At 65.6% G+C, this 17,564-nt stretch carries 14 protein-coding genes; 11 read left to right on the top strand and 3 right to left on the bottom strand.

Features of this window, described 5'->3' with window-relative positions:
- Positions 1-28: 28 nt before the first annotated feature.
- Genes ACSLGO_RS06605 through ACSLGO_RS06570 form a run of 8 tightly spaced genes read left to right on the top strand, consistent with a single transcriptional unit; the run spans position 29 to position 8,702 of the window.
- Entirely contained in the window at positions 29-967 is a 939-nt protein-coding gene (locus tag ACSLGO_RS06605; protein ID WP_436400690.1) for a transporter substrate-binding domain-containing protein, read from the top strand.
- Positions 964-1,920, top strand: a complete 957-nt coding sequence (locus ACSLGO_RS06600; protein WP_325787382.1) for an amino acid ABC transporter permease — start codon at positions 964-966, stop codon at positions 1,918-1,920. The genes ACSLGO_RS06605 and ACSLGO_RS06600 overlap by 4 nt, the downstream gene beginning before the upstream one ends.
- Positions 1,920-2,747, top strand: a complete 828-nt coding sequence (locus ACSLGO_RS06595; RefSeq protein ID WP_436400688.1) for an amino acid ABC transporter ATP-binding protein — start codon at positions 1,920-1,922, stop codon at positions 2,745-2,747. The genes ACSLGO_RS06600 and ACSLGO_RS06595 overlap by 1 nt, the downstream gene beginning before the upstream one ends.
- Complete coding sequence (locus ACSLGO_RS06590) at positions 2,744-3,889, top strand: CapA family protein (RefSeq protein ID WP_436400687.1); 1,146 nt, start codon at positions 2,744-2,746, stop codon at positions 3,887-3,889. Before ACSLGO_RS06595 ends, ACSLGO_RS06590 begins: the two co-directional genes overlap by 4 nt.
- On the top strand, positions 3,879-5,120 hold the full coding sequence (locus ACSLGO_RS06585; protein WP_436400686.1) for a CaiB/BaiF CoA transferase family protein: 1,242 nt from the start codon (positions 3,879-3,881) through the stop codon (positions 5,118-5,120). Before ACSLGO_RS06590 ends, ACSLGO_RS06585 begins: the two co-directional genes overlap by 11 nt.
- Positions 5,117-6,175 (top strand): 2-hydroxyacyl-CoA dehydratase, encoded by a 1,059-nt coding sequence (locus tag ACSLGO_RS06580; RefSeq protein ID WP_436400685.1) that lies wholly within the window; start codon positions 5,117-5,119, stop codon positions 6,173-6,175. The genes ACSLGO_RS06585 and ACSLGO_RS06580 overlap by 4 nt, the downstream gene beginning before the upstream one ends.
- Positions 6,172-7,410 carry a 2-hydroxyacyl-CoA dehydratase gene (locus tag ACSLGO_RS06575; RefSeq protein WP_436400684.1) on the top strand — a complete coding sequence of 413 codons (1,239 nt, stop codon included), beginning with the start codon at positions 6,172-6,174 and terminating at the stop codon, positions 7,408-7,410. Before ACSLGO_RS06580 ends, ACSLGO_RS06575 begins: the two co-directional genes overlap by 4 nt.
- Before the next feature lie 47 nt (positions 7,411-7,457).
- Positions 7,458-8,702: an MFS transporter gene (locus ACSLGO_RS06570; protein ID WP_436400683.1), complete on the top strand. Its 1,245-nt coding sequence runs from the start codon at positions 7,458-7,460 to the stop codon at positions 8,700-8,702.
- 8 nt (positions 8,703-8,710) lie between these two features.
- Here the strand turns inward: ACSLGO_RS06570 and ACSLGO_RS06565 are convergent, their stop codons facing one another.
- The 3 genes from ACSLGO_RS06565 to ACSLGO_RS06555 all read right to left on the bottom strand — a co-directional run bounded on the left by ACSLGO_RS06565 (position 8,711) and on the right by ACSLGO_RS06555 (position 11,703).
- Complete coding sequence (locus ACSLGO_RS06565; protein ID WP_436400682.1) at positions 8,711-9,304, bottom strand: MarR family winged helix-turn-helix transcriptional regulator; 594 nt, start codon at positions 9,302-9,304, stop codon at positions 8,711-8,713.
- Positions 9,305-9,386: 82 nt separating this feature from the next.
- A complete protein-coding gene (locus ACSLGO_RS06560; protein ID WP_436400681.1) occupies positions 9,387-10,238 on the bottom strand; it encodes a hypothetical protein in 852 nt (283 codons plus the stop codon).
- A complete protein-coding gene (locus ACSLGO_RS06555; protein ID WP_436400680.1) occupies positions 10,231-11,703 on the bottom strand; it encodes an AAA family ATPase in 1,473 nt (490 codons plus the stop codon). Before ACSLGO_RS06555 ends, ACSLGO_RS06560 begins: the two co-directional genes overlap by 8 nt.
- Before the next feature lie 299 nt (positions 11,704-12,002).
- On the opposite strand from ACSLGO_RS06555, the gene ACSLGO_RS06550 reads away from it, so the two are divergent.
- The 3 genes from ACSLGO_RS06550 to ACSLGO_RS06540 are packed head-to-tail and all read left to right on the top strand — an operon-like array spanning position 12,003 to position 17,559.
- Positions 12,003-13,472, top strand: coding sequence for a DUF3375 domain-containing protein (locus tag ACSLGO_RS06550; protein WP_436400679.1), 1,470 nt, complete (start codon positions 12,003-12,005; stop codon positions 13,470-13,472).
- Complete coding sequence (locus tag ACSLGO_RS06545) at positions 13,469-14,236, top strand: DUF4194 domain-containing protein (protein WP_436400678.1); 768 nt, start codon at positions 13,469-13,471, stop codon at positions 14,234-14,236. The genes ACSLGO_RS06550 and ACSLGO_RS06545 overlap by 4 nt, the downstream gene beginning before the upstream one ends.
- Positions 14,233-17,559 (top strand): ATP-binding protein, encoded by a 3,327-nt coding sequence (locus tag ACSLGO_RS06540; RefSeq protein ID WP_436400677.1) that lies wholly within the window; start codon positions 14,233-14,235, stop codon positions 17,557-17,559. The genes ACSLGO_RS06545 and ACSLGO_RS06540 overlap by 4 nt, the downstream gene beginning before the upstream one ends.
- Positions 17,560-17,564 lie beyond the last annotated feature (5 nt).

Here is a 17,564-nt window from a genome sequence, read left to right as displayed (position 1 = left end):
TGATGCAGCTCACACTCAGGAGATCGCCATGAAGCTCAACCGTTTCAGCACCGTCGCCGTTGCCGGCGCTGTCCTCCTCGCACTGACGTCCTGTTCGGCGTCGGACAGCGAGGCGGAACCCGCGGGCAGCCAGGGAAGCCAGGCCGCGTCCGGCGGGGTCAACACCGAAGCGCCGGTGTATGACCAGCTGCCGGAGGCCATCAAGTCCGCCGGGGTCATCAACATTGCCGGGGACACCCATCCGCCGTACCGCACGCTGGAGCAGAATGGGGACATCACCGGCATTGACCCGGACATCCAGGCAGCTCTGTCCGAACAGCTGGGCGTCCCGTTCGCCATCCAGACGGCCTCCGGCCTGGACGCCATGCTCACCGGAATGCTCTCCGGCCGCTATGACGCGTTCAACGGCCCGGTACGCACCACGGCTGAACGGGAAGCGGACTTCGACGCCGTCGTCTGGATGACCACCCGCACTTCCTACCTTTACCTCGCGGAGCGGAAGGATGATCTCGGTGCCCCCGAGGATCTCTGCGGCGCCCGCGTAGCCGGCGTCACCGGATCAGTCACCGAGTCCCAGCTGGAGCGCTACACCGAATGGTGCGCTGAAAAGGGCCTTGAGGCGCCGGAGTTCGTCGGCCTCAAGGACACCAACTCCACTATCCTCGCCGTGCAGTCGGACCGCGCGGACTATGCCGGCACCACGCAGACCGCGGCACTCGACATCCAGGCGCAAGACGAGGGCACCTTCGAGTTCCTGGTGCAGAGCGACGAGCAGGGCGCCGGCGTGGACCAGCTGGCCATGTTCCTGCCGAAGAGCAACGAACTCGCTCCCGCCATGCTGGCCGCCTTCGAGGGCATCTTCGAGAACGGCGAATATGACCGGATCATGTCCGAGTGGAAGCTGGATGACGTCACGGTGGAGAGCCCCACACTGAACCCCATGACAGCTGGTGAATCAGGCAAATGAGCATAACGGACACCCCCATGTCCTCCGGACCCGCAGTACGCGCCAACGCCGTGGACGTGGCCCAGGCCCGTCCCCGGATTAGGCCGCTGCGGATTCTGGGCACCGCATTGCTGCTGCTGATAGCCGGCGGCATCCTCTACTTCCTCATCTCCAACAAGCGCTTCGAATGGCCCGTCGTCGCCGAGTACCTCTTCGCACCCAGCGTGCTCCTCGGCCTCATGACCAGCGTCCTGCTCATGGTGGTCACCATGGTGCTCGGCACCATCCTGGGAACCGTGCTCGCCGCCGGCCAGCTCAGCGACTACTGGCCCGTGCGCGTGGCATGCATGGCCTTTGTGGGCTTCTTCCGGGGAGTCCCGCCGCTGGTCCAGCTGATCTTCTGGTTCAACCTCGCCTACCTGGTCCCCCGCATCGCCGTCGGCGTGCCGTTCGGCCCGGAGTTCTTCAGCTGGTCCACCAATGACCTCATCACCCCGCTGACCGCCGCCATCATCGGTCTCTCACTGCACGAGGCCGCCTACATGGCGGAGATCATCCGGGCCGGCATCCTCTCCGTGGACCAGGGACAGCACGACGCCGCGTCCGCCATGGGGTTCAGCCGCTGGCACTCCTTCACCCGGATTGTGATGCCGCAGGCCATGCGCGTGATCATTCCGCCCACCGGCTCCCAGATCATTGCCACATTGAAGGGCACATCGCTGGTGAGCGTGATTGCCATGGGAGACCTGCTGCACGCCGTCCAGGTCATCTACAACCGCACCTATGACGTGGTGCCCATGTTGATCGTTGCGGTGATCTGGTACCTCGTGGCCGTCACCATCCTGACCTTCTTCCAGCGCCGCGTCGAGGAATACTACGGGCGCGGTGCCACCCGCTCCGCGCCCAAGGCAACCACCAGTTCCAAGCCCGACGCCGGTACCACCGCCGCGGTCCGGACCCAGGAGAACCAATAATGAACACCGCACAGATCCCGGCCGGGGCCGCGGGCACCGCCACGGCAACCCGTCCCGTCCTGGAGGTAGTGGGCCTGCGCAAGCGCTTCGGGGACCACACCGCCCTGGACGGCATTGACCTGACCGTTCACGAGGGCGAAGTTGTCGCCATCCTCGGCCCCTCTGGTTCTGGCAAGTCGACCCTGGTCCGGTGCCTGGACCAGCTTGAAAACATCGACGGCGGCGCAATGTACCTGGACGGGGAACTGCTCGGCTTCGAACAGGGCAAGGTGCTGCGCCCGCTGACCGACGCGGGTGTTCGGGCCCAGCGCCGCCGGATGAGCATGGTGTTCCAGCAGTTCAACCTGTTCCCGCACTGGACCGTGCTGCGCAACGTCACCGAGGCGCCCGTCGCCGTCCACGGCGTCGCTCCGGCCGAGGCCAAGGCGAAAGCCCTGAACCTGCTGGAGAAGGTGGGCCTCTCGGACAAGGCGTCGGCGTACCCGCGGCAGCTTTCCGGCGGCCAGCAGCAGCGCGTCGCCATTGCCCGGGCGGTCGCCGTCGAACCCCGTGTGCTGCTCTTCGATGAACCCACCAGCGCCCTGGACCCCGAACTGATCGACGAAGTACTGCAGACCATGCAGGCCCTCGCCGCCTCGGGACGCACCATGGTGGTGGTCACGCATGAAATGGAGTTCGCCCGCGAAGTCGCGGACCGCTGCGTGTTCATGGCGGACGGCAAGGTGGTCGAAGACCAGCCGGCCGAGGCGTTCTTCCGCAACCCGCAGACCGACCGGCTGCGCTCCTTCCTCGCCCGCTCGATGCGCCGGAACGACGAGCAGCAGTGACAGCTACTACCCTGATGGCCACCGGGGATCTGGTCCTGGAGCGCGACGACGCCACGTCCCTCTTCAGCGCCGCCGCCCCCGTGCTGGCCGAAGCGGACCTTGTCATCGGCCACCTCGAAGTCCCGCACACCACGTCCACTGCCACGGCCTCCTCGGACGTTCCCGCACTGCCGGCCCCGCCGTCGGCCCTCGACGCCGTAGCGGCTGCCGGGTTCGACGTCCTCACCCTGGCCGGGAACCACGTGTACGACTTCGGCGCGGAAGGAATCGAGGACACCCGGCGGCACTGCCGCGAGCGCGGCCTGGCCACCACCGGCGCGGGACGCAACCTCGCAGAGGCCTGGGAACCGGCGGTTGTTGAACACGGCGGCCGGCAGGTCATCGTGCTCAGCGTCAACTGCGTGGGACCCAAGGAGTCCTGGGCCGGCAGCGCGAAGGCTGGTTGCGCCTGGGTTGAGGTCGTCACGCACTACGAGCCGCGGGGCGCCAATCCCGGCGGTCCGCCGCGCATCTACACGTTCGCCGAACCGCGGTCCCTGGCCGCTTTCACCGACCGGGTGGCGAGCCATGCCCGCCAGGGTGCCGCCGTCGTCGTCGCCCTGCACCAGGGGCTGGTGCACCAGCCGGTAGAGATCGCGCAGTACCAGTACCAGATTGCCCATGCGGCCATCGACGCCGGAGCTGTGGCGGTGCTCGCCCACCACGCCCACATCCTCAAGGGTGTGGAGGCCTACCGCGGCCGCCCGATCTTCCACGGACTCGGCAACTTCGCCACCGTGACGCGGGCACTGGGCGGCGCACCGGATGATTCGCCCGAGCGCCGGGCCTGGGCCCGCGCAAGGACCCGGCTGTTCGGCTTCCAGCCGGACCCCGCCATGCCCGAGTACCCGTTCCATCCGGAGAGCCGGAACACCCTGATCGCCGTGCTCACCCTCGGCCCGGACGGCAGCGTTGCGGCGGAGATTCTTCCCTGCTGGATCGACGACGACGCCCGGCCGGTCCCGCTGACCCGCGCCAACGGCGGGGAACAGGTGGGCGACTACTTACAGCGCATTACCCGGGAAGCCGGCCTGGACACTGTCCTTGACTGGGCAGGAGACCGGCTGACCGTTCACTTGAAGGAGACACCCCATGAGCATTGAGACCAAGCCCCTGGCGGGCAAGACAGTCATCGACCTGACGACGGCGCTGGCCGGCCCGTACGCGACCCTGCTGCTGGCGGGACTGGGGGCTCGTGTCATCAAGGTGGAGAACCCCACCCGCGGCGGGGACTCCTCGCGCAACAACTCCCCCTACGTCACCTCGCAGGGCCTGAATGTGCGCCGGACGTCGGAGGATGACATGTCCGTCTCGATGATGCTCCGGGGCCGCGGCAAGGAATCCGTGACGCTGAACCTGAAGCACCCGGAGAGCAAGCAGGTGCTGTTCGATCTCATTGCCGAAGCGGACATTGTGGTGGAGAACTACAGCGCCGGCGTAACCAAGCGCCTCGGCATCGACTACGCAAGCGTGAAGCACCTCAACGACAAGCTCGTCTACACCTCCATCAGCGGTTTCGGCGCCGGCACGGAGAACGGGGACCGGAAGGCGATGGACACCATCGTCCAGGCGCTCAGCGGCGTCATGATGACCGCCGGGGAACCCGGCCAGCCGCCGGTGCGTTTCGGCCTGCCGATTGGCGACCTGTCCGCTCCGCTCTTCGCGGTCATCGGCACGCTGAGCGCCCTGCTGCAGGCCGAGCACACCGGCCACGGGCAGCACGTGGACGTGTCGATGCTCGGGGCACTGACCTCGATGGTGGCCTGCGAGCCCTTCGATGCCCTGGAATCCGTGGGTTTCCCGCTGCGCACCGGCGCCTACGTTCCCCGCCTGGCGCCGTTCGGCACGTTCCGCGCGGCCGACGGGTACTTTGCCATCTGCGCCCCGACGGACCAGTTCGCGGCGGGCGTCCTTCGCGCCATCGAGCGTCCCGACCTGTTGGACTCCGAGGACTTCGGTACCCGCGACGCCCGCGTCTTCAATGCCGACCGCCTCCACGGACTGATCGCCGGGTGGGCCGCCGAGAAGCCCTTGGATGAGGTGCTGGAAGCCCTCACTTCCCACGGTGCCCCCGCGGCACCGGTCCGGACCACGGCCGAAGCAGTGCGGGATCCGCTGGTGCTGTCCCGCGGCGAAGTGGTGCCGCTGTCCCACCCCAAGTTCGGGCACTTTGACGGTCTCTTCGGATCGGGGCTGCCCATGGTCCTCTCCGGCAGCCGCACCACGCTGGACGCGCCGGCCCCGTACCTGGGCGAGCACACGGACGTGGTCCTGAAGGCCCTGGGCTATGACTCCGACCGGATCGAGAACCTGCGCACCGCGGGTGTGTTGTGACTGATCCCGCACCTCAGATCGGGATCATCGGGGCGGATGCGCCCCGGCAGATTATCCTGGCCGCGGGCGCGACGCCGGTGCGGCTGTTCGGCGCCTGGTCCGGGGACGTCTCGCGGGAAGCGGCTGAACTGCTGGGCGCGGCCGACGCCGTTGCCGCCCGGGTGCTCGACGACGTTCTGTCCGGTATGCATGACGGCCTCGCCGGGCTAGTGGTCTGCAATGACTCCGCCGCGAACCTGCGGGTGTACTACGTGCTGCGGCTGCTGGCCGAACGCGGGCGCATCCCGTACCCGGTCCAGTTGCTCGATACGCCCCGCGGCGGAGGCCCGCATGTGAACCTCTTTGTTGCGCGGCAGTATGAGCGGCTGGCCGGGTTCGTGTCAGCGTGCACCGGGCAAGTGCTCGACGCCGATACCTTGGCTGCCGCCGCTGGCCGGGAGAACTCGCTGGGTGAGGCCCTCGAGCGGGTGCGGGAGCGACGGGTGGCAGGAACCCTTTCCGGGAGCGCCGCCCTGCGGTGTTACGCGGGTGCGGCGCAGCTGGCGCCGGAGCAGGCACTGGCTGCCATCGAGGCGATCCAGCAGAATGACGCGCCGGAACCCGTGCTGCGGGTGTTTATGACCGGCAGTTCACACCCGGACACCACCGTTTATGAGGCGCTCGAACAGTCCGGCATCGGAATGGTGGGCGAAGACCATGACGCCGGGGATGCCGCCTGGATCGGACAGACCGTGGATGCTGCTTCGCCCGGCGAGGCCTTCCGCGCCCTGGCCGAGCTGCACGCGCAGCGTCCGCCGTCGGCGTCGCGGTCCCTGGCCTCCGAACGGACCGAACACCTGCTCGCTGAAGTCCGTCGGACCGGTGCCGCCGGGGTGGTGGCCCTGGTCCGGGACCTTGACGACGGCCCGGTCTGGGACCTGCCGAGCCAGCGCGAGGCGCTGGCTGCCGGCGGAACCTGGCTCGCCGGCGTCGTCCGCGTTCCCGCCGACGGAGCCGCAGCGGCCGCCGCCGAACTGATTGCCAGCGTCCAGTTGTCCGGGGAGATTGCCTCATGACCGACCATCGACTCCGCTCAGCCGTCGCGGCTACCCGCTACCAGAAGGAATGGTTCCAGTCGGTGCGCCAGCGGGCCGCGGCGGGCGAACCCATCGCTTTGTTGAACGCCGATGCCCCGCACGAAGTGTTCCGTGCCCTGGACATCCCGTACGTGGTGACGCAGTGGTGGTCTTCCATCATTGCGGCCAAGCGCGCCGGGCCAGCGTCCATGGAACGGCTGGCCGCCCGCGGCCTGCCGGACTTCAGCCAGCAGTACGATGCGATGCCGCTGGGCGAGCAGCTGCTCGACGCCGAGGACCGCCCGTGGGGCGGTTTGCCGGCGCCGCGGTTCGCTGTGGCCGAGCGCAGCGGCGACGTTACCGCCAAGATCTTCGAGCAGTGGGGCAGGCTTCCCGGCACGGAAACGTTCCTCCTCTCCCGCACGGGCGCTGACCCGCTGCCGGACCGGTGGTGGGAGCTGGTGCCGCACGACTGGGAGAAGGCCTTCGGGTCGGACCGGCTGGACCTGCTGCAGGGTGAAATCGAGGAGCTGATCGGCTGGCTGGAGGACCGTACCGCCCGGACGCTGGACCGTGACCGGCTGGCGGAGATCATGGACCTGGGCAACCAGCAGGCCGAATGGAACCGCAAGACCCGGGACCTCATTGCCGCCGCGCCATTCGCGCCCGTGCTGGTGAATGACACGATGCCCGCCGTTATGGCACCGCAGTGGCAGCGCGGCACGACGTGGGCGGTCGACGCCGCTCGGTCCCTGTATGAGGAAACGGCACAGCGGGTGGCCGACGGCGTTGCGGTGTGCCCGGGCGAGAAGCGGCGGCTGATGTGGGTTGGACGCGGGCTGTGGTCCGATCTGGGCCTGTACACCCGTTTCCAGGAGGAATTCGGCGCCGTGTTCGTCTGGTCGATGTACCTGGCGATCGCCGCTGACGGGTACCTGCGTTACGGCGAGGATCCGGTCCGGGCGCTGGCTGCCCGCTTCGTCGGGATCACGGACCAGCTCTATGTGCCGCCGTGGTCTGCCCAGTGGTACGTGAAGGAGGCGCTGAGCCATCGGGTGGACGGGGTGGTGCATCTGATGGCGGACGATACCCCGGGCAGCGGCTTCATTACCGAGGCCCTGGAGGCTGAGGGGATTCCCGTGCTGGAGATCCGGGCCAACAATGCCGACCAGCGGTCCAGCGACGCCGCCCGCATCCCCGAGCGGATGGCCGAGTTTATCCGCGACCGTGTCTGATTCCAGCTGCCGGTTCCGCGGCCTTTGCTGGTCGCGCTGGGCCTGCCGTGGGTAGCGTTGCGGGGCCGGCGGGCCCGTTCCGGACTCCGAACTTCTCCTGGTATTTCACCGGGCAGGTGGTCTCCAATACGGGTGTCTGGTTCCAGAACCTCGCCCTGCAGCTGGTGGTCCTGGGGGCGACCGGCAGTGCCCAGGCCCTGAGCGGCATCACTATCGCCCAGTTCCTGCCGATCTTCCTGCTCGGTATACCCGCGGGGCGGCTGCTGGACCGGGTGGCACCCCGCACTGTGCTGCTGGTGACGTCGTTGGCGTCCGCGGTTGTCACCGCCAGCCTGGTCTTTGTGGTGACGCGGGATCCGGACCTGTGGCTGCTCTACGGAATGGTGGGGGTGCTGGGCTCGGTCCAAGCGTTTGAACGGGTGGCCGCGCAGACCATCATCTTCGAGCTGGTGGGGCCGGACGGACTGTCCCGGGCTGCGTCCATCAGCACCATTTCACTGGCCGCTGCGCGATCGGTGGGTCCGGCGCTGGCCGGGCTCGCTTTCCAGGGACTCGGGCCCAGCGCGTGCATCCTGATTAACGCTGCCGCCTACCTGCTGGTGTTCGCTTCACGGTTGCGGATCCGTCCGGACGAGCTGCACCGGCGGTCGTCCCTGGACCGGCAGCGGGAAAGGGATGACAGCAGGACCCCGGGCGGGCCCGGGGCTAAGGCCCTGGACGGCTCGGCGTCGGGCGCCTTCCGGCGAAGCCGGGATGTAAACACCCTGCTGATCGTGAACGTGGTGATCGCCCTTCTGGCCATGAACTTCGGGCTGGTGCTCACTTCTACCGTGAATCTTTCCTACGGCGGTGACGCCAGCGCAGTGGGCGCTGTCCACACCCTCAATGCAGTGGGCGCGGTACTCGGAGGCATCCTGGCTGCCCGGCGGCCACGGGTGTCGGTGCGGTCCATGATTGCGGCAACGAGTGTTTTCGGAGCGGCGCTGGCACTGAATGCCGCGGCTCCCACGCTCCTGCTCTTCCTGGCGGCTGCTCCGGCCTTGGGCATCGCGGTGGGTTACTACCAGGGGATTGTGAACGCTGCTGCGCAGGAATCGGTACGGCCGCAGTTCATTGGGCGCATGATGTCCCTGATGACGATGGGAAGTTACGGCATGGTGCCATTTGGGGCGCTGCTCATGGGCTGGGTGATCGATGCCAGCTCCGGCCGGGTGGCCCTGGCCGTTTCAGCGGTGAGCGCCTTTGTCTGCCTGGTGGTGGTGTTGATCCGGACGAGGCCCGCGGCGAAATAGGGCGCTAGTCAGCTACCCGGCGTGGCGCCGTCGGCTTCGCGGTTGAGGCCTTTCAGGCGGCTGGCCGCCAGCCGGGACGGCACGTGCCGCGGGCGGCTGGTGATCTGGCGGCGGCTCACTGCCTCTGCCTCCGCTTCGTCGTCCCCGAAGTAGCCGCCGGCAAGGACCTGGGCTGCGTGGTCCAAGACGCCGACGATTGAGTTGCCGAGGTCTTCTCCGATATGGCTGGTTAGGCGCTGTTCGTGGTCGCGCAGTTCCTGGGTGCAGGCCTGCACAACGTCCCATCCGGCTTCGGTGAGCTGGACGAGGCGGATCCGCCGGTTGGTCGGGTGGCTTCCGCGTTCCACCAGTCCAAGTTCGAGGAGTTCGTTCGCCACGAGGTGCGCGGCCTGGGAGCTGACGAACGTCCTTCGTCCCAGCTGGGCGTTGGAGAGCGGCAGGCCTTCCCCCAGGACCTGGAGCACGAGGAACTGGGACAGCGTCACGCCGTGGGCCAGAGCCAGGTTCTCGGTAAACCGGTCGAGTGCCCTTCCGAGACGGTAGGCCGTGTAGTTTAGGCGGTTTGTTGCCGGCTCGCCGCGTTCGTCTCGTTCAAGCTCCATCAGGGGAGAATATCAAGTTATTTGCGATGTTCTGACGGTCCGACCGTGGCCTGCAGGGACTGTTCCTTGATCTGGATCTCCGTCACGCGGCAAAACACTCGAACAGCTCAGCGCCGGAGTGGGCCCGGGCGATAGCTGCCAGATTCTGGATAGAAGGTAGCGACGCTAGCACCTCGCATGTCGCCGTTGCGATAATCGTCCCTGAGATAGTCTTCACTGAAACCTGCGATCCGGCTCGGCGAAGAAGAGCAGCGGATGCGCTAACAATGTCGTGCCCGCCGGAGCTGTGCCTACTGTGGCCCACCTTACCGAATGCATGATTAGCAGCACCGACGACCGCCTCATCCACCTGAAAACTGGGGGTGCGGCTTGCAGCATGGTGAACGAATTCTTCAAGGCTTGCAGGGCGATACGACGCGTCGACCACGGGGAAGAAATCGTAGCGTTTAAAGGTGAGTGGGTATTTATGCATCAAGGCAGCTAGGCGTGCTGCAGCAAGTCTCGAAGTCAACGCATATACGGCGTCCTCAATCCTGGAGCCCCGGACAGTCTCCACAGTGGCAACAGCTGGCGCAGCGTGTGCGCTCAGTGTTCTCCGGAGAACATCCGGAGACGACATAACGATGTCAGCCAACAAGTCGTAAGCAGTTGTAGCTACAACATGAGCTGGATACATCCACCCTCGACCGGAGATACGATCAAAGTCGCTATCGACGAGACCGTAAACGTCCAAATACCCGTTCTCCTCCGCAAGCTGAGCAGCCCCTAAGAGACACCTCTTGCCTCCACATACAATCATCACGACTTCTTCGGACACGTGCCCGAAGAAGACCGAATCTTCGTCAGTCCCCTCAACAAGTAAAAACGCCTTAGGAGAAGACTCATCCATCATGATCTCCGCGAAAACACTTTCAGCAGTCACGCTTTCAAGCATCGTCTTCCGACTCCTCCTCACCGAGGAAATCAGCAGCAGTAGGGCCTAGTTTTGTCGCATTCTTCCACCACCTACCAATTATCTGGGGCGAATGTGTTGCGACTACAAATTGGAAACCCACCAGGTCGGAAATGCGATGGACATCGGAGATAAACTTTTTTTGCCAACCAATGTGCAGGGAAATCTCGGGCTCATCGATCATGACTATCGATCCAGGTTGTACGTTGAATAGGAGATCAAACATGAGAATTATTTCGTGTTGCTCACCCGACGAAAGGGCAGTCAAGGGAACGCTTGAATCATCCAGTTGGCGAGTGACCACTAGTCCGTCATTTGCATTTATACTCAACGACTTACGCAGGAGGCGAGCGTTCACAATTTCTTCAAGCAAATCGATTCGCTTAAGTACATGGGAAAAAGAGTCGAGCTTTGCATCGGCATCGGCAAGATACAATTCGAGCATCCCTAGCTGCCAAGTGTTTAGCTGGCCCTCAGGGAGGGATAGCGCCGGGTCAACATTGAGGTCGGCGATCTCTGTTAGACGTGCTCGACGTGTGGTCTGCTCCGCCCATTTGGCCCTCAGCTCCTGCTCAGTCAGGAGGGACTGGTCCCCCCGTTCAAGCATCCGCCGAGGAAACGTGCTATCCAGGCTTTGGGTCAAACGTGAGTTTGCGGATAGATTATTGTCAAGTGACTGTTTGATTTGCTCTGAGTACTGGGTAATGGTGGGCTTAGATTGCTGTGATGATTCTCCGCCAAAACGGTATCGGATTTCGTGCCGCGTATCCACCTGAGGACTTAATCCCATTAGGCGCTGCGTCTCGATCAAACGAACGTCAAGTGATTCAGCGAACTCCTGAATGACGGGATCTATGGTCAACAGTTCCTTAGCCTTGGCTTTGACGTTTCCCACACGATATCGCGGAAGGTATCGCCGTTGAAGTATGTCGAAGGAGATTCGCTCACCGTCATTGGGGTCTTCCCAGATTCCGATATCATCAGTAGGCTGGTATGGACTGTTCTTCTGAACGAATCTTTGGAATTCATTCAGTCCACTGACGCGAGATGTTGCTACAAGCGAACCGCTCTTCCAAAGTTCAAACTTTACACCTTTGGCATCGTCGATCAGATCCGCCTCGACGCCTGTTTCGGCTTCATCCTGATTCTCATCGGGAGCATCTACCATCACGCGTGATACTCGCAGCCGACTTCCGTCGGAGAAATCCAATTCAGCAGATTTAAATGGTAACGATATTAAGCTCATAGAACTCAGCTTGCAAAGCGCATTAATGATTTCCAGCACACGAGTTTTTCCCACCCCGTTTGGCCCGTAGACAATGGCGAAGTGACCGGGCTCTTCAAAAGCGAATTTATGATCAAACTCGCCGAGCACTCCGTCCGCCTTCGCGGAGACCAGCCGCCTCGTTTCGATGCGCTCAACCACGTCCATTGTTGATTTATCCACCTCTCAAGATTACGTGTCCTACCCGAGAATCTGCTCCACATTTATGCGTGTCACAATTCTATGTGTCGCTGCCCTCTGCGAAGAGGTGATTCTTAATGTGCTCATACTGGCCCACGGACCAGCCGAACGGCATGTGCACGTGAACTGTCAGAATGAGGTTCCGACTGAGGGAGAATCTCTGAATCACCGGGTTCTGATCGGACGAGCTCGTGCCTCAGAGCCCCAGCGCGTACTCTTCCACACTCAGCTAAAATCAGACAGGCCCGTTTTACCCCTTCGTTCCGGGCGGAAAGCGCAGCATGTCCTTCACAGAAAACGCCGTAGCCCGCTGGGCGGAGCTGCAGCGGTTACAGGCCTCGCCCGGCTGGAAACTCACAAACGCGAACCCCTGGGTCCTTGCCCTGTTCCGCGAGGCCTTCACGCGCACCCGCCCGCGCATCCCCCTGGACGAATTCCACTCACTCACCGACTCGTTCCTGCAGCAGCTCAGGCTCAACGGGCAGAGCCTGCGCGAAGACTGGACCGGCAAGAACTACGCCGATGACTGGGTGGCGCGCCGCTTCCTGGCCCGGCCCCGCGCCGACGGACGCTTCGTCTACGAACTCACCGAACCCGCCGTCCGCTTCCTCTCCTACCTGGACGGCTTCACCGGGGACACCACCAGCCTGAACTCCTCCCGCCTGAACACCCTGCTCTCCAGCGTGGAAACCCTGGCGCACGAATCCAACCCGGACCCCGAAGCACGCATCGCCGTCCTCGAAGAAGAGATCGCCCGCCGCGAAGACCTCATCCGGTCCCTCCGCGCCCGAGACGCTCCCCCGCCGCTGGACGATGACACCGCTGTCGAAGCCGCCCGGGACATCCTGGACCTCGCCGCCGCTCTGCCCGCCGATTTCAAGCGCATGCGCGACGGCCTCGAAAAGATGCTGCACACCCTGCGCCAGGAAATGGTCGAATCGCAAGCCTCCAAGGGCCTGACCATGGGCGAAATCCTCGAAGCAGACAAGCGCCTGCGCAGCACCAGCGAAGGCCGCACCTACGAAGGCTTCACCGCCTTCCTGAACGACGCCGATCAGCAGGGACGCTTCCGGCACGCCATCGCGCAGGTCCTGGAACGCGACTTCGCCGACGCCATGACCCCCGGCGACCGGCAGGCCCTGTACCGGATGATCAGCGACATGCGCGAACAGGCCGCCGAAATCCAGCGGATCTACGGCCGGCTCTCCGAATCCCTGCACACCTACGTCCAGAGCGACGAGTACCGGGAGTCGGTCCAGCTGCGCAAACTCATCCGCGCCGCCGAAACCGCCATCCACAAGGCACCGCGCGGCCGCCGCCGCGCCGCCGTCGTGCCCGCACCGAAGCTCTACGCGTCCGCGTTCGAATCGCTCAGCATGGTCCGCACCTACGACCCGGCCGAGCACGCCGCACCGCGGAAGCTGCCCGAACCGCCGTCGTTCACCGAAGCGGACATCCACCGCGCCGCCCGCACCCCCAAGGCCGACCGCCGCGTCCTGCGCGACGCGATCACACGGGCCGGCAGCCGCCGCGGCCGCGCCACCGTCGCGGAAATCTTCGCCGAACTGCCCGCCGAGCACCGCCACCTCAACAGCATCCGCGCGCTCCTCGCCTCCGCCGCCCCCACCGGGGACAGCAACAGCACGACGACGGCGGCAGCCAGCGAAACTATCCCCTTCCTCCAGATTGACGGCAGTTCCCGCACCGCAGTGCTGCCCGTCCTCACCGTCGCCGAAAGCCCCCAGCCATGATCGAAAACCCCACCGCCGAAACCGAAGAGTACGACGAGCTGGACGAGGACGCTCAGTTTGACGACTACCCCCAGCCCGCCCGCGACGTCCTCATCGACGGCCCGGAACTCTTTCCCGGCGATACCGGCACCCTGCCGCTGAAGCTGCGCCAGGCCCTCATCCGGCTGCTGCGCGGCCCGTACCTGGACGCCAACTCCTCCGACAACGTGTACAACACCGTGGTGGATAACCAGGAGCAGCTGCGTGTGCGGCTGAGCGAACTGTTCCTGGAACTGGTCGTGGACGAGGACCACAAGGTCGCCCTGCTGCGCCCGGTGGAAATGGCCGAACCGCACACCACCGCCCTGCAGCGCCAGCGCGAAATGACCCGCGAGGAAACCCTGCTGCTGCTGCGCATGCGCCTGGTCCTGGACCGCCACTCGGGCACCGGCAACGACGCCACGATCGCCCGGCAGGACATTATCGATGTCCTGGAGCAGTACGTGGACCCGCAGGCGCACGATGCCAAGGGCGTGGAAGACCTGGCCGACGCCGCCATCCGCAAGCTCGTCACCGAACGCCGCCTGCTGCTGCCCACCGAGCTGGACGACGTCTGGGTCATCTCCAACGCGCTGCCGCTGGCCCTGCCGTATGAGCACATCGGGGACATCATCACCTTCATGAACTCGCTGACCGAGGCCCCGGCGGAACCGGACACGGCAAATGAAGCGCCCGCCGAAGACGCGGTTCCTGAAACACAGCACGACGGCGAGGAGCCGGCATGAGCATCGAAACCACCCTTCCCATGGGGGACCTGATCAACCCCGGCCAGAACCGGCTTTCCCGGATCCAGATCGTGAACTGGGGAACGTTCGACGGCGCGCACACCATCCACGTGGACCGCGCCGGCACGCTGCTCACCGGTGACTCCGGCGTCGGCAAGTCCACCATCTTCGACGCGATCCTGCAGGTCATGGACGCCCGCCCCAAGATGAACGAGGCAGCGCAGAACAACGGCGGCACCGCCGCAGAGGAAAAACGCACCGCGTTCTCCTACATGCGCGGCCGGCTCGGCACCCAGGGCATGGAAGCCGGCGACGGCACCGCCTACCAGCGCCCCGGCGCCACCTGGTCCGCTGTCTGCCTCACCTTCGACAACGGTCTGGGCCAAATCACCAGCCTCTCCGTACTCATGGACCTGCCCGCGACCGGCACCGAACACCACGTCGGCCGGTTCTACGCCGTGCACAACCGTCCACTGGACATTCCCTCCCTCGAAACCGGCATGCGCGGCCGGTTCACCAAGGGTGCTCTGGAATCCCTGCTCCCGGGCGCGCAAATCTTCGATTCGCACAAACTCTTCGCCGAGCGGTACCGCACCGCCCTGGGTGTGGAGGACGAGAAGGCCTTCGGACTGCTGCGCATCCTGCAGACCGGCAAGGGCCTGGGCGGAACGGTCAACGACTTCTTCCGCAACCACGTCCTGGACACCCCCAAAACCCTCACCGCCGCCGACGAGGCTGTGGAGGACTTCAGCCACCTGCGCAGCATCCGCCGCCAGCTCGAACGCGCCCGCCAGCAGCGCGATCACCTGGCCAACGTCCCGGACCAGCATCGGCTGTTCCTCACCACGAAGGCCGAACTGGACCGCGTCCGCACCCTCACCGCCGACGGGCTGCCCGCCTACCGCCGTCGTCTGGCGCTGGCCAGCCACGAACGCGACGTCGACCGCCTCACCTCCGCCGCATCCACCGGCCGCGAAGCACTGAAGGCCGCAGAGAAGCAGCGCACCAAGCTCAAGAAGCAGGTCGCCGAGCTGACCGCCCGCTACACGCAGGAGGGCGGCGGCGCGATCGCCACCCTGGAACGCGAAGTCGCGGCCGCGCAGGCGCAGCTGGTTTCCCGTGAAACCGTGGAGAACGCGTTCCGCGCCGACCTGCGTGCCGCCGGCATCGACACGGATCTCTCCCCCGCCGGGCTGGTCACCGCCCGCAGCCGCGCCAATGAGCTGATCAAGACCCTGAACGCCGACGTCGACGCCGCCCGGGAGCGCAGCTCCGACGCGCACGGCGAAGCGTGGGCCCTGAAGGGTTCGATCGCGAAGCTTGAAACCGAGATCGCGTCCTTCCGCCGCCGGCGCAGCAATATCCGCCCGGAAAGCTTGGAACAGCGCGCCCGGATCTGCGAAGCCACCGGCATCGACGAAGCAGAGATGCCCTTCGCCGGCGAACTGATCGACGTTCCGGCCGAACACGCGCAGTGGCGCGCCGCCGCCGAACGGGTGCTCCGCCCGCTCTCCACCGCCCTGCTGGTCCCCGGCGAGCACATGCCCGCCGTCACCCGCTACCTCAGCGAAACCAACCTCCGCGGTTTCCTGCGCTGCATCGACGTCAGCATCCCCGTGGACGGCCCGGCCGAGCCCGGACCTCGGGACCTCATCACCAAGCTCAGCACCTACGACTCCGCCATGGGCGACTGGGTAGCCCGGAAGATCACCGCGCACTACGACTTCGAGTGCGTCGAAAACCCGGACGAACTCGCCCGAGTCTCCCGCGGCGTCGGCCTGGGCGGTGCCGTGAAGCGGAACTCCTCCACCACGGAGAAGGACGACCGGCACACCAAGGCCTCGGACAACGTGCTGGGCTTCGACAACAAGGACAAGATCGCCGCCCTCGCCGGTGAGCTGCTGGCCCTGCGCGCCAGTTTCGAAGAGGCCGACGTCGTCTCCCGCAAGCACGCCTCGGAGCAGGACGACCTGATCCGCCGGCTCGCCGCAGTCCGCAAGGTCGCCGCCGACACCCGCGAATTCGAGGAGATCAGCGCCGAGGAGCACCGCGCCGCGGTGGCTGCCGCCGTCGAACGCCTTGAATCCGCACGCGACGCCAACGCGGACCTGGAGCAGATCCGCTTCGAGCTGGACACCGCGGAGCTGGACCTCACCGCTGCGACCGAGAAGATCGGTGTGCTCAAGGGCGACCTGGCCCGGCTCGAGGCCGAGCTCACCGCCGCCACCGAACGCCGGGACACGCTGGCCGGCCGCGGACCGGATGCCCTGGCCGAGGACCTGCGCGCCCAGCTTGATGAGCTGTTCGCCCCCTTCGGTGAGATCACCGACGTCGTGCACCTGAACGACGCCGCCGGGCAGGTGGAGCGGAACCTGCTCACCGAGGCCGCGCGGCTGGATAAAACCCTGCTGGAGACCCGCACCCGGCTGGAGCGCACCTTCGAGACGTACAGCGAGAAGTGGGGTTCGGACTTCGGCACGGGCGTGGACTCGGCCGAGGAGTACGTGCACCGGTACGAGGACATTGTCACCGAGGGCCTGCCGCAGCACGAGTCGGAGTTCCGCGAGTACTTCAACAACCGCACCTACGAGCGGTTCAGCGACCTGCTGCAGCTGCTCGACGAGGAACGCCGCAGCATCTCCGCGCGCCTGCTGCCGCTGAACTCCGTGCTGCGCCGCGTGCCGTACCACGTGGACAGCCACCTGGAGATCGAGGTCAAGACCACCGTTCCGGACGACGCGCACAAGTTCCGCATGGAGCTGAAGAACGCGCTGCCGATGATGGGCGTGCGGCAGGACAAGGCGGACATGGACGCCCGCTACGCCGCGCTCGAGGGCCTGGTGGAGAAGCTGAAGGACCCGCAGGAGCGCCGCTGGCGGGCCGAGGTCCTGGATGTCCGCGCGCACGTGACCATCACCTGCGCCAACAAACTCGCGAACGGGCAGTCGTTCACCAACCTGCAGGCCTCGCTGATGTCCGGCGGTGAGGGGCAGCGGTTCACGGCGTTCATCATGGCGTCGGCGCTGGCGTACCAGCTGGGCATCGTGTCCCAGGGTTTCAGCACCTACGGCACGGTGATGATGGATGAGGCGTTCGTGAAGTCCTCACTGTCCTTTGCCGAGGCGTCGATCAACGCCCTGCACGAGTTCGGCTTCCAGCTGCTGCTCGCCGCCCCGGAGGACAAGGTGGACCTGTCCCGGTTCCTGGGGTCGGTCACGGAGATCCTGCGCGACGACGCCGCCAACCGGTCCGGCACGCTCGAGCGGGTTCCGGTGGGGTCTTCTTCTGGGGGCTCACGGGCTGTGGATATTCTGCTGCGGTAGCTGGT

Source organism: Arthrobacter sp. IK3, from assembly GCF_051337705.1.
GTDB classification, from domain to species: domain Bacteria; phylum Actinomycetota; class Actinomycetes; order Actinomycetales; family Micrococcaceae; genus Arthrobacter_B; species Arthrobacter_B koreensis.
The sequence above is the reverse complement of the archived record's forward strand: the minus strand, read 5'-3'. Positions and strand labels throughout refer to the sequence as shown.